Below are 15,880 nucleotides of genomic sequence, written 5' to 3'. Positions count from 1 at the left end.
TCATGCCACATAAAAGGGCAGGTGGCGGGCACGACTGTCGACGGAAGGATTCCCCATGGGCGTCGCTATCGAGGTGAATGGACTGACGAAGTCCTTCGGCTCCTCGAGGATTTGGGAAGACGTGACGCTGGAAATCCCCGCCGGGGAGGTCAGCGTCCTACTGGGACCATCGGGTACCGGCAAATCGGTTTTCCTGAAGTCCCTGATCGGTTTGTTGCGGCCCGAGCGCGGCTCGGTCGTCATCGACGGCACCGACATCCTGCAGTGTTCGGCCAAGGAGCTCTACGAGATCCGCACGCTGTTCGGCGTCATGTTCCAGGACGGCGCGCTGTTCGGTTCGATGAACCTGTTCGACAACGCGGCGTTCCCCCTGCGCGAGCACACCAAGAAGAAGGAAGGCGAGATCCGTGACATCGTCATGGAGAAGCTGACCCTGGTCGGTCTCGGTGGCGACGAGAAGAAGTTCCCCGGGGAGATCTCCGGCGGTATGCGCAAGCGCGCCAGCCTGGCCCGCGCCCTGGTGATGGACCCGCAGATCATCCTGTGCGACGAGCCCGACTCCGGTCTGGACCCGGTCCGTACCGCCTACCTGAGCCAGCTGATCCTCGACATCAACGCCCAGATCGACGCCACGGTGCTGATCGTTACCCACAACATCAACATCGCCCGCACGGTGCCGGACAACATGGGCATGCTGTTCCGCCGCAAGCTGGTCATGTTCGGCCCGCGCGAGGTGCTGCTGACCAGCGACGAGCCCGTCGTGCGGCAGTTCCTCAACGGCCGCCGGATCGGCCCGATCGGCATGTCCGAGGAGAAGGACGAGGCGACCATGGCCGAAGAGCAGGCCCTGCTCGACGCGGGTCACCACGCCGGCGGTGTCGAGGAGATCGAGGGGGTGCCCCCGCAGATCACCGCCACGCCCGGCATGCCCGAGCGCAAGGCCGTCGCCCGCCGCCAGGCCCGGGTGCGCGAGATTCTGCACACCCTGCCGAAGAACGCGCAGGCGGCCATCCTCGACGACCTCGAAGGGACCCACAAGTTCCGGTCGCACGAGTTCGGCGACTAGGGCCAGGGTGGCACCGGGTTTCGCGATAACTCCGCGTAACACTCCCGGCCCGCCCTCTTGACGACGGGCCGTAAACGGGCCAGTCTGTTGGGCAGCATGTATCCAGTGGAGAGTCGAGATGCCAGCCAGCGCCGATGTCCCTGGACTGCTAATGCTGGGCAGTTGAGGAATGCGCCGTCCTGCGCTATTGTTGGACGTTGCGCTGGCTACCTCCTGCCCACCTCACCCGCCACCTGACACCGTGGTCTAAGCCTGAGCCCCGTAAGCGGCTTAGTTCTAGTTGCGCGTGAGATCCGGACAGATCGTCCGCCGGCCGAACCGACACAATTCGCGGCGAGCTGGCCGGTGGTCCCGGTCTTCGTGAGTCGCACGAGGTGCTGGAAGGATGCATCTTGGCAGATTTCCGCCAGAGCAAGACGGATCGCCCACAAAGTTCCTCTAACGGAAGTTCCTCAAACGGCTCCGTGCCCGGAGCGCCCAACCGAGTTTCCTTCGCCAAGCTCCGTGAACCGCTCGAGGTTCCGGGCCTGCTTGACGTGCAGATCGACTCCTTCGAGTGGTTGATCGGCGCGCCGCGGTGGCGCGAGGCCGCCGCCGCACGCGGGGACGTCACTCCGGTGGGTGGCCTGGAAGAGGTGCTCTACGAGCTCTCGCCGATCGAGGACTTCTCCGGCTCGATGTCGCTGTCGTTCTCCGACCCGCGTTTCGACGAGGTCAAGGCGCCGGTCGACGAGTGCAAAGACAAGGACATGACGTACGCGGCCCCGCTGTTCGTCACGGCCGAGTTCATCAACAACAACACCGGCGAGATCAAGAGCCAGACGGTGTTCATGGGTGACTTCCCGATGATGACCGAGAAGGGCACCTTCATCATCAACGGCACCGAGCGCGTGGTGGTCAGCCAGCTGGTCCGCTCGCCCGGTGTGTATTTCGACGAGTCCATCGACAAGTCGACCGAGAAGCTGTTGCACAGCGTCAAGGTGATCCCGAGCCGCGGCGCCTGGCTGGAGTTCGACGTCGACAAGCGCGACACCGTCGGCGTCCGCATCGACCGCAAGCGTCGCCAGCCCGTCACCGTCTTGCTCAAGGCGCTGGGCTGGACGAACGAGCAGATCACGGAGCGGTTCGGCTTCTCCGAGATCATGATGTCGACGCTGGAGAAGGACAACACCGCCGGCACCGACGAGGCGCTGCTGGACATCTACCGCAAGCTGCGTCCGGGCGAGCCGCCGACCAAGGAGTCCGCGCAGACCCTGCTGGAGAACCTGTTCTTCAAGGAGAAGCGCTACGACCTGGCGCGCGTCGGCCGCTACAAGGTCAACAAGAAGCTCGGCCTGCACACGGGCGAGCCGATCACGTCGTCGACGCTCACCGAGGAAGACGTCGTCGCCACCATCGAATACCTGGTCCGGCTGCACCACGCCCGTACGGATGGCCAGCCCGCTGTCATGACTGTCCCCGGCGGCACCGAGGTGCCGGTGGAGACCGACGACATCGACCACTTCGGCAACCGCCGGCTGCGCACCGTGGGTGAGCTGATCCAGAACCAGATCCGGGTCGGCATGTCGCGCATGGAGCGCGTGGTCCGGGAGCGGATGACCACGCAGGACGTCGAGGCCATCACGCCGCAGACCCTGATCAACATTCGGCCGGTCGTCGCCGCGATCAAGGAGTTCTTCGGCACCAGCCAGCTGTCGCAGTTCATGGACCAGAACAACCCGCTGTCCGGGCTGACCCACAAGCGTCGTCTCTCGGCGCTGGGCCCCGGTGGTCTGTCCCGTGAGCGTGCCGGCCTGGAGGTCCGTGACGTCCACCCGTCGCACTACGGCCGCATGTGCCCGATCGAGACCCCGGAAGGGCCGAACATCGGCCTCATCGGCTCGCTGTCGGTGTACGCCCGGGTCAACCCGTTCGGGTTCATCGAGACGCCCTACCGCAAGGTGGTCGACGGTGTGGTCTCCGACGAGATCCACTACCTGACCGCGGACGAGGAGGACCGCCACGTGGTGGCGCAGGCCAACTCGCCGATCGACGCCAAGGGCCGGTTCGAAGAGGCACGCGTCCTGGTCCGCCGGAAGGCGGGCGAGGTCGAGTACGTGCCCTCGTCCGAGGTGGACTACATGGACGTCTCGCCGCGCCAGATGGTGTCGGTGGCCACGGCCATGATCCCGTTCCTCGAGCACGACGACGCCAACCGTGCCCTGATGGGTGCCAACATGCAGCGCCAGGCCGTTCCGCTGGTGCGCAGCGAGGCGCCGCTGGTCGGTACCGGCATGGAGCTGCGCGCGGCGATCGACGCCGGCGACGTGGTGGTGGCCGACAAGGCCGGCGTCATCGAGGAGGTCTCCGCCGACTACATCACCGTGATGGCCGACGACGGCACCCGGCACACCTACCGGATGCGCAAGTTCGAGCGGTCCAACCACGGCACCTGCGCCAACCAGTCGCCGATCGTCGACGCGGGGGAGCGGGTCGAGGCCGGCCAGGTCATCGCCGACGGTCCTTGTACCGAGAACGGTGAGATGGCGCTGGGCAAGAACCTGCTCGTGGCGATCATGCCGTGGGAGGGCCACAACTACGAGGACGCGATCATCCTCTCCAACCGGCTGGTTGAGGAGGACGTGCTCACCTCGATCCACATCGAGGAGCACGAGATCGACGCCCGCGACACCAAGCTGGGCGCCGAGGAGATCACCCGGGACATCCCGAACGTCTCCGACGAGGTGCTGGCCGACCTGGACGAGCGCGGCATCGTGCGCATCGGTGCCGAGGTTCGCGACGGCGACATCCTGGTCGGCAAGGTCACCCCGAAGGGTGAAACCGAGCTGACCCCGGAGGAGCGGCTGCTGCGCGCGATCTTCGGTGAGAAGGCCCGCGAGGTTCGCGACACCTCCCTGAAGGTGCCGCACGGCGAGTCCGGCAAGGTCATCGGCATCCGGGTGTTCTCCCGCGAGGACGACGACGAGCTGCCGGCCGGCGTCAACGAGCTGGTGCGCGTCTACGTGGCTCAGAAGCGCAAGATCTCCGACGGCGACAAGCTCGCCGGACGCCACGGCAACAAGGGCGTCATCGGCAAGATCCTGCCGCAGGAGGACATGCCGTTCCTGCCGGACGGCACCCCGGTGGACATCATCCTGAACACCCACGGTGTGCCGCGACGGATGAACATCGGCCAGATCCTGGAGACCCACCTCGGGTGGGTGGCCAAGTCCGGCTGGAACATCGACGGCTCGCCCGACTGGGCGGTCAACCTGCCCGAACAGCTGCTGCACGCGCAGCCGAACCAGATCGTCTCGACGCCGGTGTTCGACGGCGCCAAGGAGGAGGAGCTCGCCGGCATGCTGTCCTGCACGCTGCCCAACCGCGACGGCGAGGTCATGGTCAACGGCGACGGCAAGGCGGTGCTGTTCGACGGCCGCAGCGGTGAGCCGTTCCCGTACCCGGTGACCGTCGGCTACATGTACATCATGAAGCTGCACCACCTGGTGGACGACAAGATCCACGCCCGCTCCACCGGGCCGTACTCGATGATCACGCAGCAGCCGCTGGGTGGTAAGGCGCAGTTCGGTGGCCAGCGCTTCGGTGAGATGGAGTGCTGGGCCATGCAGGCCTACGGCGCGGCGTACACGCTGCAGGAGCTGTTGACCATCAAGTCCGACGACACCGTCGGCCGGGTCAAGGTCTACGAGGCGATCGTCAAGGGCGAGAACATCCCGGAGCCGGGCATTCCCGAGTCCTTCAAGGTGTTGCTCAAGGAGCTGCAGTCGCTGTGCCTCAATGTCGAGGTGCTCTCCAGCGACGGTGCGGCGATCGAGCTGCGCGAAGGCGAGGACGAGGACCTGGAGCGGGCGGCGGCGAACCTGGGAATCAACTTGTCCCGCAACGAATCCGCGTCCGTCGAGGATCTCGCCTAACAACGTTTTTCAGTTACTAAACCCGCAAGGGGAAAGGGAGTTACGTGCTCGACGTCAACTTCTTCGATGAACTCCGTATCGGTCTGGCCACCGCGGAGGACATCAGGCAATGGTCTTACGGCGAGGTCAAGAAGCCGGAGACGATCAACTACCGCACGCTGAAGCCGGAGAAGGACGGCCTGTTCTGCGAGAAGATCTTCGGACCGACTCGCGACTGGGAGTGCTACTGCGGCAAGTACAAGCGGGTCCGGTTCAAGGGCATCATCTGTGAGCGCTGCGGCGTCGAGGTGACCCGCGCCAAGGTGCGTCGCGAGCGGATGGGCCACATCGAGCTGGCGGCGCCCGTCACGCACATCTGGTACTTCAAGGGCGTGCCGAGCCGGCTGGGCTACCTGCTCGACCTGGCGCCGAAGGATCTCGAGAAGATCATCTACTTCGCCGCCTACGTCATCACGTCGGTCGACGACGAGATGCGCCACAACGAGCTCTCGACGCTCGAGGCCGAAATGATGGTGGAGCGCAAGGCCATTGAGGACCAGCGCGACGCCGACCTGGAGGCCCGCGCCCAAAAGCTCGAGGCCGACCTGGCCGAGCTGGAAGCCGAGGGCGCCAAGGCCGACGCGCGCCGCAAGGTTCGCGATGGCGGCGAGCGCGAGATGCGTCAGCTGCGCGACCGGGCCCAGCGTGAGCTGGACCGGCTCGAGGAGATCTGGACGACCTTCACCAAGCTCGCCCCCAAGCAGCTGATCGTCGACGAGAACCTCTACCGCGAGCTGATCGACCGCTTCGGTGAGTACTTCACCGGCGCCATGGGCGCGGAGTCGATCCAGAAGCTGATCGAGAACTTCGACATCGACGCCGAGGCCGAGATCCTGCGGGACGTCATCCGGAACGGCAAGGGGCAGAAGAAGCTTCGCGCCCTCAAGCGCCTGAAGGTCGTCGCCGCGTTCCAGCAGTCGGGCAACTCCCCGATGGGCATGGTGCTCGACGCGGTTCCGGTGATCCCGCCGGAGCTGCGCCCGATGGTGCAGCTCGACGGTGGCCGGTTCGCCACGTCGGACCTGAACGACCTGTACCGCCGTGTGATCAACCGCAACAACCGCCTCAAGAGGCTGATCGACCTCGGCGCGCCCGAGATCATCGTCAACAACGAGAAGCGGATGCTGCAGGAGTCGGTGGACGCGCTGTTCGACAACGGCCGTCGCGGCCGCCCGGTCACCGGGCCGGGTAACCGCCCGCTGAAGTCGCTGTCGGATCTGCTCAAGGGTAAGCAGGGCCGGTTCCGCCAGAACCTGCTCGGTAAGCGCGTCGACTACTCGGGCCGTTCGGTTATCGTGGTCGGCCCGCAGCTCAAGTTGCACCAGTGCGGTCTGCCCAAGCTGATGGCGCTGGAGCTGTTCAAGCCGTTCGTGATGAAGCGGCTGGTCGACCTCAACCACGCGCAGAACATCAAGAGCGCCAAGCGCATGGTGGAGCGTCAGCGTCCCCAGGTGTGGGATGTCCTCGAAGAGGTCATCGCCGAGCACCCGGTGCTGCTGAACCGCGCACCTACTCTGCACCGGCTGGGTATCCAGGCCTTCGAGCCGATGCTGGTGGAGGGCAAGGCAATCCAGCTGCACCCACTGGTGTGTGAGGCGTTCAACGCCGACTTCGACGGTGACCAGATGGCGGTGCACCTGCCGCTGTCCGCCGAGGCGCAGGCCGAGGCCCGCATCCTGATGCTGTCTTCCAACAACATCCTGTCGCCCGCATCGGGCCGTCCGCTGGCCATGCCGCGTCTGGACATGGTGACCGGTCTGTACTTCCTGACCACCGAGGTCGAGGGCGACAAGGGCGAATTCAAGGCCGCCGCCAAGGACGAGCCCGAGGTCGGGGTGTACTCCTCGCCGGCCGAGGCGATCATGGCGTCCGACCGTGGCGTGCTGTCGGTGCGGGCCAAGATCAAGGTGCGGCTCACCCAGTTGCGTCCGCCCGCGGAGATCGAGGCCGAGTTGTTCGGCGCCAACGGCTGGCAGCCGGGCGACGCCTGGATGGCCGAGACCACTTTGGGCCGTGTGCTTTTCAACGAGCTGCTGCCGGTGGGCTACCCGTTCGTGAACAAGCAGATGCACAAGAAGGTGCAGGCGTCGATCATCAACGATCTGGCCGAGCGCTACCCGATGATCGTCGTCGCGCAGACCGTGGACAAGCTCAAGGACGCCGGTTTCTACTGGGCGACCCGCAGCGGTGTCACGGTCTCGATGGCCGACGTGCTCGTCCCGCCGCGCAAGAAGGAGATCCTCGACCAGTACGAGGACCGGGCCGAGAAGGTCGAAAAGCAGTTCCAGCGTGGTGCTTTGAACCACGACGAGCGCAACGAGGCGCTGGTGGAGATCTGGAAGGAAGCCACCGACGAGGTCGGTCAGGCGCTGCGTGAGCACTACCCGGCCGACAACCCGATCATCACGATCGTGGACTCGGGCGCCACGGGTAACTTCACCCAGACGCGAACGCTGGCCGGCATGAAGGGTCTGGTGACCAACCCGAAGGGTGAGTTCATTCCGCGTCCGGTCAAGTCGTCGTTCCGTGAGGGCCTGACCGTGCTGGAGTACTTCATCAACACGCACGGCGCTCGAAAGGGCCTGGCGGACACCGCGTTGCGTACCGCCGACTCGGGTTACCTGACCCGTCGTCTGGTGGACGTCAGCCAGGACGTCATCGTCCGCGAGCACGACTGCGAGACCGAGCGGGGCATCATCGTCGAGCTGGCCGAGCGTCAGCCGGACGGCACCCTGATCCGCGACCCGTACATCGAAACCTCGGCGTACGCACGGACTTTGGGCGCCGACGCGGTCGACGAGGCCGGCAATGTCGTCGTCGCGCGTGGCGAGGACCTCGGCGACCCGTCGATCGAGGCCCTGCTGGCCGCGGGCATCACGCAGATCAAGGTGCGCTCGGTGCTGACCTGCACCACCGGCACCGGCGTGTGCGCGACCTGTTACGGGCGGTCCATGGCCACCGGGAAGCTGGTCGACATCGGCGAGGCCGTCGGTATCGTCGCGGCGCAGTCCATCGGTGAGCCCGGTACCCAGCTGACCATGCGTACCTTCCACCAGGGTGGTGTCGGTGAGGACATCACCGGCGGTCTGCCCCGGGTGCAGGAGCTGTTCGAGGCCCGCATCCCGCGCGGCAAGGCGCCGATCGCCGACGTCACCGGTCGGGTGCGTCTCGAGGACGGTGAGCGGTTCTACAAGATCACCATCGTTCCCGACGACGGCAGCGAAGAGGTCGTGTACGACAAGCTCTCCAAGCGGCAGCGGCTGCGTGTGTTCAAGCACGAAGACGGGTCCGAGCGGGTGCTGTCCGACGGCGACCACGTCGAGGTGGGCCAGCAGCTGATGGAGGGTTCGGCCGACCCGCACGAGGTGTTGCGCGTGCAGGGCCCCCGCGAGGTGCAGATCCACCTGGTCCGCGAGGTCCAGGAGGTCTACCGCGCTCAGGGTGTGTCGATCCACGACAAGCACATCGAGGTGATCGTTCGCCAGATGCTGCGCCGCGTCACCATCATCGACTCGGGCTCGACGGAGTTCCTGCCCGGTTCGCTGATCGACCGTGCCGAGTTCGAGGCGGAGAACCGCCGGGTGGTGGCCGAGGGCGGCGAGCCCGCCGCCGGACGTCCGGTCCTGATGGGTATCACGAAGGCGTCGCTGGCCACCGACTCGTGGCTGAGTGCGGCGTCGTTCCAGGAGACCACGCGAGTGCTGACCGATGCGGCGATCAACTGCCGCAGCGACAAGCTCAACGGTCTGAAGGAGAACGTGATCATCGGAAAGCTGATCCCGGCCGGTACCGGCATCAACCGGTACCGCAACATCCAGGTGCAGCCGACCGAGGAGGCCCGGGCCGCCGCGTACACGATCCCGTCCTACGAGGATCAGTACTACAGCCCGGACTTCGGCCAGGCCACCGGCGCCGCGGTGCCGCTGGACGACTACGGCTACAGCGACTACCGCTAGTCGACAACGAAAAAGCCCCGGGTTCGCCCGGGGCTTTTTCGTTGTGTTCTCTCGCCGAACGTGCAACTAAGTTCACATTCGCGGTCGAGCTAGGTGCGTCACAGCCCCTCACTACACTGGCCGACGTGCTCATCGGTTCACACGTCCGCAATGACGACCCGTTGGCCGCCGCGCAAACCGACGGCGCCGACGTCGTGCAGTTCTTCCTCGGCAACCCGCAGAGCTGGAAGAAACCCAAGCCGCGCGACGACGCCGAGGCGCTGAAGGCGTCGGCCATTCCGCTGTACGTCCATGCGCCGTACCTGATCAACGTGGCCTCGGCCAACAACCGCATCCGCATCCCGTCGCGCAAGATCTTGCAGGACACCTGCGACGCGGCCGCGGCCATCGACGCGACGGCGGTGATCGTGCACGGCGGCCACGCCGACGACGACGACATGGAAGCCGGCTTCGAGCGCTGGGTCAAAGCGCTGGACTATCTGGAAACAGACGTGCAGGTGTATCTGGAGAACACCGCTGGCGGCGACCACGCAATGGCCCGTTACTTCGACACCATCGGCAAGCTGTGGGATCACATCGGCGACAAGGGAATTGGCTTCTGCCTGGATACGTGTCACGCCTGGGCCGCCGGCGAGGCACTGATCGATGCGGTCGACAGGATCAAGGCCCTGACCGGACGCATCGATCTGGTGCACTGCAACGACTCGAGGGACGCGGCGGGTTCCGGCGCCGACCGGCACGCCAACTTCGGCACCGGCCAGATCGACCCGGCGCTGCTCGTCGCCGTGGTCGAGGCCGCCGGCGCGCCGGTGATCTGCGAGACCGCGGACGAGGGCCGCAAGGACGACATCGCCTTCCTGCGGGAGAACGTCAAGGACTGACCCGTCCGCCTGTTACACCTCTTGTGCAACTGTCGGGAAAATGTAACATTGGTGGCATGCCGGATACCCACGTCGTCACCAACCAGGTCCCGCCCCTGGAGAACCACAATCCCGCCAGCTTCCCGGTGCTGATCGAGGCCCTGATCCGCGAGGGCGGGCAGTGGGGCCTGGACGAGGTGAACGAGGTGGGTGCGCTCTCGGGCAGCCACCAGACGCAACGGTGGGGCGAGCTCGCCGACCGCAACCGGCCCGTCCTGCACACCCACGACCGCAACGGTCACCGCGTCGACGAGGTCGAATACGACCCGGCCTACCACGAGCTGATGCGCGCCGCGGTCGCCCACGGCCTGCACGCCGCGCCCTGGGCCGACGAGCGCCCGGGCGCACACGTCGTGCGCGCCGCCAAGACCTCGGTGTGGACGGCGGAACCGGGCCACATGTGCCCGATCTCGATGACATACGCCGTCGTTCCCGCGCTGCGCTGCAATTCCGAGCTGGCCAAGGTGTACGAGCCGCTGCTGACCAGCCGCGAATACGACCCCGAGCTCAGGCTGGCCACCACCAAGCCGGGCATCACCGCGGGCATGTCGATGACCGAGAAGCAGGGCGGCTCCGACGTGCGCGCCGGCACCACCGAGGCCATCCCCATTGGCCCCAACGCCTCCGGCACCTACCGCCTGACCGGCCACAAGTGGTTCACCTCGGCGCCGATGTGCGACATCTTCCTGGTGCTGGCGCAGGCGCCGGGCGGGCTGTCGTGCTTCCTGCTGCCGCGGGTCCTGCCCGACGGCAGCCGCAACCGGATGTTCCTGCAGCGGCTCAAGGACAAGTTGGGCAACCACGCCAACGCGTCCAGCGAGGTGGAATACGACGGCGCCGTCGCGTGGCTGGTGGGGGAGGAAGGGCGCGGGGTGCCCACCATCATCGAGATGGTCAACCTCACCCGGCTGGACTGCACGCTGGGCAGCGCGACAAGCATGCGCACCGGCCTGACCCGTGCGATCTACCACGCCCAGCACCGAAAGGCCTTCGGCGCCTACCTGATCGACCAACCGCTGATGCGTAACGTGCTGGCCGACCTGGCCGTCGAGGCGGAGGCGGCCACCATCGTCGCGATGCGGATGGCCGGCGCCACCGACAAGGCCGTGCGCGGCGACCAGCGCGAGGCGCTGCTGCGCCGCATCGGCCTGGCGGCAAGCAAGTACTGGGTGTGCAAGCGCGCCACGCCGCACGCCGCCGAGGCGCTGGAATGCCTGGGCGGCAACGGCTATGTCGAGGACTCCGGCATGCCGCGGCTGTACCGCGAGGCGCCGCTGATGGGCATCTGGGAGGGCTCGGGCAACGTCAGTGCACTGGACACGTTGCGCGCCATGGCAACTCGCCCCGAATGCATCGAGGTGCTGTTCGACGAGCTCGCCGACGGCGCGGGCCAGGATCCACGCCTGGCCGGCCACGTCGCGCGGCTGCGCGACCAGCTGGGCGACCTGGAGACCATCGCCTACCGCGGCCGCAAGGTGGCAGAGGACATCTGCCTGGCGCTGCAGGGCTCGTTGCTGGTCCGCCACGGCCACCCCGCCGTGGCCGAGGCGTTCCTGACCACCCGGCTCGACCGGCGATGGGGCGGTGCGTTCGGCACCATGCCGGACGGGCTCGACCTCGCACCCATCCTGGAGCGGGCGCTGGTCAAGGGCTGAGCCGCAACATGACTCACGCGATCAGGCCGGTCGACTTCGACAACCTCAAAACGATGACCTACGAGGTCACCGACCGGGTTGCGCGCATCACGTTCAACCGACCGGACAAGGGCAACGCGATCGTCGCCGACACCCCACTGGAACTGTCGGCACTGGTGGAGCGCGCGGATCTCGACCCGAATGTTCATGTCATCCTGGTGTCCGGCCGCGGCGAGGGCTTCTGCGCGGGCTTCGACCTGAGCGCCTACGCCGACCGCACCGGGTCGGCCGGCGGCACCGGCGCATATCAGGGCACCGTGCTGGACGGAAAGACTCAGGCGGTCAACCATCTGGCGGACCAGCCGTGGGACCCGATGATCGACTACCAGATGATGAGCCGCTTCGTGCGGGGTTTCTCCAGCCTCATGCACGCCGACAAGCCGACGGTGGTCAAGATTCACGGCTACTGCGTGGCCGGCGGCACCGACATCGCGCTGCACGCCGATCAGGTGATCGCCGCCGCCGACGCCAAGATCGGTTACCCGCCGACCCGGGTGTGGGGCGTCCCGGCGGCGGGGCTGTGGGCCCATCGGCTCGGCGACCAACGTGCCAAACGCCTTCTGCTAACCGGTGATTGCCTCACCGGCGCGCAGGCCGCCGAGTGGGGTCTGGCGGTGGAGGCGCCGGACGCAAAAGACCTCGACGAGCGCACCGAGCGGCTCGTGGAGCGGATCGCGGCGGTGCCGGTCAACCAGCTGATCATGGTCAAACTCGCGCTGAATTCCGCTCTGCTGCAACAGGGCGTGGCGACCAGCAGGATGGTCAGCACCGTGTTCGACGGCGTGGCCCGCCACACGCCCGAGGGCCACGCTTTCGTGGCCGACGCGGTCGAGCACGGATTCCGCGAGGCGGTGCGGCATCGCGACGAACCGTTCGGCGACCACGGCCGCCGCGCGTCCGGAGTGTAGCCATGGCGGACATGACGGCACGGTCGGTGGTGCTCAGCGTGCTGCTGGGCGCTCACCCCGCGCACGCCCGGGCCAGCGAATTGGTCAGGCTCACTTCCGATTTCGACATCAAAGAGTCGACGCTTCGCGTGGCGCTGACCCGCATGGTCGGTGCCGGCGACCTGATCCGCTCCGCGGACGGCTACCGGCTCTCGGATCGCCTGCTGGCTCGTCAGCGACGCCAGGACGACGCCATCGACCCGCGGGTGCAGCCGTGGAGCGGGGACTGGGTCGCGCTCATCGTGACCAGTGTGGGGAAGGACGCTCGTACCCGCGCGGCACTGCGAACCGCGTTGCACGACAGGCGCTTCGGTGAACTCCGTGAAGGTGTGTGGATGCGCCCCGACAATATCGACGCAGACCCCGGTCCCGAGGTGACCGCCCAGGCGAGGGTGCTGCGGGCCCGCGACGACGACCCCGCCGAACTGGCCGCGCAGCTGTGGGATCTGCCCGCCTGGGCTCAGACCGGCCATCGGCTGCTCGACGAGATGTCCACGGCGCCAGACATTCCCGGCCGTTTTCTGGTGGCCGCGGCGACGGTGCGACACCTGCTCACCGACCCGGTGTTGCCCGACGAGCTGCTGCCGCGCGACTGGCCCGGCGCCCGGTTGCGGGCCGCATATCACGACTTTGCCGCTGAGCTGATGCGGCAGCGCGAACCACTATTTGCGGAGGCGACATGACTGACCCGGTGCGTATCGAGCGCAACGGCCCGGTGACCACGGTGGTCATCAACCGGCCGGCGGCCCGCAATGCGGTCAACGGCCCGACGGCCGCCGCGCTGTACGACGCGTTCGAGGAATTCGACCGCGATGACACCGCGTCGGTGGCGGTGCTGTGCGGCGATAATGGAACATTCTGTGCCGGAGCGGATTTGAAGGCATTCGGGACGCCCGACGCCAACGCCGTGCATCGCAGCGGCCCGGGTCCGATGGGCCCGACGCGGATGGTGCTGTCCAAGCCCGTCATCGCCGCGGTCAGCGGTTACGCCGTCGCAGGCGGCCTGGAATTGGCCATCTGGTGTGACCTGCGAGTCGCCGAGGAGGACGCCGTGTTCGGCGTGTTCTGCCGGCGCTGGGGCGTGCCCCTGATCGACGGCGGCACCGTGCGGCTGCCCCGGCTGATCGGACACAGCCGGGCGATGGACATGATCCTCACCGGCCGCGCGGTGGCCGCCGACGAGGCCCTTGCCATCGGCTTGGCGAATCGGGTTGTGCCCAAAGGGCAGTCGCGTCAAGCCGCCGAGGAGTTGGCGGCGCAGCTGGCGGCGCTGCCGCAGCAGTGCCTGCGCTCGGACCGGCTGTCGGCGTTGAACCAATGGGGCGCAACCGAATCCGACGCGATCGACTTCGAATTCGCCAGCATCTCCCGGGTGGCCGCCGAGGCGAACGAAGGTGCCGGGCGTTTCGCGGCGGGCGCCGGGCGGCACGGGGCGCCGGCCGGGTAACCGACGGGGCTCCTGCCTTACGGTGCCAGCCGCACCCGGCCGGGCTGTGTGGGCGGCGAGTCCGGACCACCCCCGCCACCGCTGGGTGGGCTCGCCGGCGCGGGAGCGGCGGGCGGCTCCTGTTGCGGTCCGGGCTCCTGCTGCGGAAGCGGCGGCTGTTTGGGTGGCGGCGGTTTCACGACCGGCTGTGGTGGTGTCAGGATTTGAACGGTCGGCGGTGGATCCGGCGGAAGTTGCGGTGGGTCCGGCTGGCCCGTCTCCCCCGAGGGAAACTGCCATGCCAGGGCTGCGTAGCGCGTGTCCGCGGCGCGGTGCTGCGCCGGGTCCTGCGATCCGGGCACGGGATTCGCCATCGACGAGATGGAAGCGATCTTGGCTTGATTGTTCGGACAGTAGGCCTCGACCGCGGCGGAGATGAATCGGGCAACGGTGCGCATGACTCGGTCGGCAGGGTATGGGCCGCCGCCCGAATTCGCATTGAACGCCCGTTGCTTCATGTCGTCGACCACGCCGTCGACCGGCATTCCGCCGTCGAGTTGGCGACAAATCCGGTGGGCGGCGGCGATGAGGCTCGGCACATTCTCGAGGGCCGGGATCTGCTTTTGGTCGAGCAGTGCCACGAACTGGTCGTCGGGGTTGGGGTCGGCCGCCGCCATGTCGTTGGGCAGCATGACGATGCCGGTCAGCACCAAGAGGGCCGTAACCAGGGTGCCGGCGTGGTTGGTGCTGAACATGACTGGATTCCGTTCTGCCGGCACGATCATATGCCGCGGCAGGGCGCGCGGCATTTCGAGCGGCAGAGGAAATGGCTGTGTGCGACCGCGCACGCCGCACCGGCACATCTTGACCGCTCCGCGGCTGGAACCACCGCGGCACGCGTGAAAACCGTTGCCGGCGAACGACTACCGGTCAGCCCGCTTTGTTGATCGTGTTACCCGAACCGATCTCGTCGACCTTGGGCGCGCCGTCCTTGTAGGTGATGGTGTTGTCCATGCCCAGCACGGTGATTCGGGTGTTGACCTTGTCGAAGGTGATCTTGTTGTTGGCGCCGGTGACGGTGACGGTCTCGCAGGTGCCCGTGATGGTCAAGGTGTTGTCCGAGCCACCGACGTTCAGCGACTTGCCGCCGGCGCAGTCCAGGGTGGTGGTGGTGCCCATCGATCCGTAGTTCATGGTGTTGCCGATCTCGAGGGACGCGGTGGTGCTCGCGCCGCTCGATCCCGTCGTCGGGGCGGCGCCGGCACTCGTCGTGGCGCTGCTGCTCTTCGTGGTGGTCGTCGACGAACCCGACGGCGGCCCGGCCGTCGAGCTGCAACCGGCCAGCACCAGGGCTGCGGCGGCCGGCGTCATGGCGAACACGGCCAGCCGCAGCGAACGGTCACGGAGGTAGGCGGGCATGCTTCCTCGATTCTTGATCGGTTGTGGTGCCGTGGTTCAGCCCGGCACCTGCTGGAGCCGGTTGGTCATGCCCAGTTCGCGGCCGCGGTCCCACAGGGCGGGCTGACCGCCCTTGTAGAACACCGTTTGGTCGTAGCCGTACACGGTGATGTCGTGCGACACCGAGTCGGCGATGACGGTGTTCGACGAACCCATCACCGTGACGGCGTAACAGTTGCCCAGCGCGGTGACGTTGTTGCGGGTGCCGTTGACCATCAGGGTGGCGTCGTTGCAGTCGACCGTCTGCTCGATGCCCTCCCCGATGACGTGAGTGTCACCGTTCTTGGCCTGCGCGACGTGCGGCGCGGCGACGGAGGTGGCAACGACGGCGAGGACACAGGCAGCCAGTGACCCTACGACAGTCGTCCACTTCACTGCGGGCCCCCTTTTAGACGGGTCGGCTGCTCGAAACGAGGCAAGCATGACATTACGTGCATTCGCCTGCCCGGTGGCAGACTTT

At 67.0% G+C, this 15,880-nt stretch carries 11 protein-coding genes; 8 read left to right on the top strand and 3 right to left on the bottom strand.

The genetic code is table 11. The features are described from left to right. Positions 1-55: 55 nt before the first annotated feature. The 8 genes from AC5Y7E_RS05520 to AC5Y7E_RS05485 all read left to right on the top strand — a co-directional run bounded on the left by AC5Y7E_RS05520 (position 56) and on the right by AC5Y7E_RS05485 (position 13,983). Positions 56-1,066, top strand: a complete 1,011-nt coding sequence (locus AC5Y7E_RS05520) for an ABC transporter ATP-binding protein (protein ID WP_065121948.1) — start codon at positions 56-58, stop codon at positions 1,064-1,066. A 392-nt stretch (positions 1,067-1,458) separates the two neighbouring features. Continuing rightward, positions 1,459-4,980, top strand: a complete 3,522-nt coding sequence (rpoB, locus tag AC5Y7E_RS05515) for a DNA-directed RNA polymerase subunit beta (RefSeq protein ID WP_499918184.1) — start codon at positions 1,459-1,461, stop codon at positions 4,978-4,980. A gap of 44 nt (positions 4,981-5,024) precedes the next feature. Next, positions 5,025-8,975, top strand: coding sequence for a DNA-directed RNA polymerase subunit beta' (locus AC5Y7E_RS05510; protein WP_499918185.1), 3,951 nt, complete (start codon positions 5,025-5,027; stop codon positions 8,973-8,975). Between the two features lie 125 nt (positions 8,976-9,100). Continuing rightward, complete coding sequence (locus AC5Y7E_RS05505) at positions 9,101-9,856, top strand: deoxyribonuclease IV (protein ID WP_499918186.1); 756 nt, start codon at positions 9,101-9,103, stop codon at positions 9,854-9,856. A gap of 56 nt (positions 9,857-9,912) precedes the next feature. Next, complete coding sequence (locus AC5Y7E_RS05500) at positions 9,913-11,550, top strand: acyl-CoA dehydrogenase family protein (protein WP_499947886.1); 1,638 nt, start codon at positions 9,913-9,915, stop codon at positions 11,548-11,550. A gap of 8 nt (positions 11,551-11,558) precedes the next feature. After that, complete coding sequence (locus tag AC5Y7E_RS05495) at positions 11,559-12,497, top strand: crotonase/enoyl-CoA hydratase family protein (RefSeq protein ID WP_499918188.1); 939 nt, start codon at positions 11,559-11,561, stop codon at positions 12,495-12,497. Between the two features lie 2 nt (positions 12,498-12,499). Beyond that, positions 12,500-13,219 carry a PaaX family transcriptional regulator C-terminal domain-containing protein gene (locus tag AC5Y7E_RS05490; protein ID WP_499947884.1) on the top strand — a complete coding sequence of 240 codons (720 nt, stop codon included), beginning with the start codon at positions 12,500-12,502 and terminating at the stop codon, positions 13,217-13,219. Beyond that, entirely contained in the window at positions 13,216-13,983 is a 768-nt protein-coding gene (locus AC5Y7E_RS05485) for a crotonase/enoyl-CoA hydratase family protein (RefSeq protein ID WP_499947881.1), read from the top strand. The genes AC5Y7E_RS05490 and AC5Y7E_RS05485 overlap by 4 nt, the downstream gene beginning before the upstream one ends. A gap of 17 nt (positions 13,984-14,000) precedes the next feature. Here AC5Y7E_RS05485 and AC5Y7E_RS05480 read toward each other — a convergent pair whose 3' ends face one another. From AC5Y7E_RS05480 to AC5Y7E_RS05470, 3 genes are all read right to left on the bottom strand, one after another. Next, complete coding sequence (locus AC5Y7E_RS05480) at positions 14,001-14,717, bottom strand: DUF732 domain-containing protein (RefSeq protein ID WP_499947880.1); 717 nt, start codon at positions 14,715-14,717, stop codon at positions 14,001-14,003. A 175-nt stretch (positions 14,718-14,892) separates the two neighbouring features. Beyond that, on the bottom strand, positions 14,893-15,381 hold the full coding sequence (locus AC5Y7E_RS05475; protein ID WP_499918194.1) for a DUF3060 domain-containing protein: 489 nt from the start codon (positions 15,379-15,381) through the stop codon (positions 14,893-14,895). Between the two features lie 36 nt (positions 15,382-15,417). Beyond that, on the bottom strand, positions 15,418-15,795 hold the full coding sequence (locus tag AC5Y7E_RS05470; protein WP_499947879.1) for a DUF3060 domain-containing protein: 378 nt from the start codon (positions 15,793-15,795) through the stop codon (positions 15,418-15,420). Positions 15,796-15,880: the final 85 nt, after the last annotated feature.

Source organism: Mycobacterium sp. NGS17, from assembly GCF_059813205.1.
The sequence above is the reverse complement of the archived record's forward strand: the minus strand, read 5'-3'. Positions and strand labels throughout refer to the sequence as shown.

Excerpts from the sequence above, each read along its gene's own strand:
- AC5Y7E_RS05495 (WP_499918188.1), top strand. The coding sequence starts at position 11,559 with ATGACTCACGCGATCAGGCCGGTCGACTTCGACAACCTCAAAACGATG.
- AC5Y7E_RS05520 (WP_065121948.1), top strand. The coding sequence starts at position 56 with ATGGGCGTCGCTATCGAGGTGAATGGACTGACGAAGTCCTTCGGCTCC.
- AC5Y7E_RS05475 (WP_499918194.1), bottom strand. The coding sequence starts at position 15,381 with ATGCCCGCCTACCTCCGTGACCGTTCGCTGCGGCTGGCCGTGTTCGCC.
- AC5Y7E_RS05500 (WP_499947886.1), top strand. The coding sequence starts at position 9,913 with ATGCCGGATACCCACGTCGTCACCAACCAGGTCCCGCCCCTGGAGAAC.
- AC5Y7E_RS05485 (WP_499947881.1), top strand. The coding sequence starts at position 13,216 with ATGACTGACCCGGTGCGTATCGAGCGCAACGGCCCGGTGACCACGGTG.
- AC5Y7E_RS05490 (WP_499947884.1), top strand. The coding sequence starts at position 12,500 with ATGGCGGACATGACGGCACGGTCGGTGGTGCTCAGCGTGCTGCTGGGC.
- AC5Y7E_RS05480 (WP_499947880.1), bottom strand. The coding sequence starts at position 14,717 with ATGTTCAGCACCAACCACGCCGGCACCCTGGTTACGGCCCTCTTGGTG.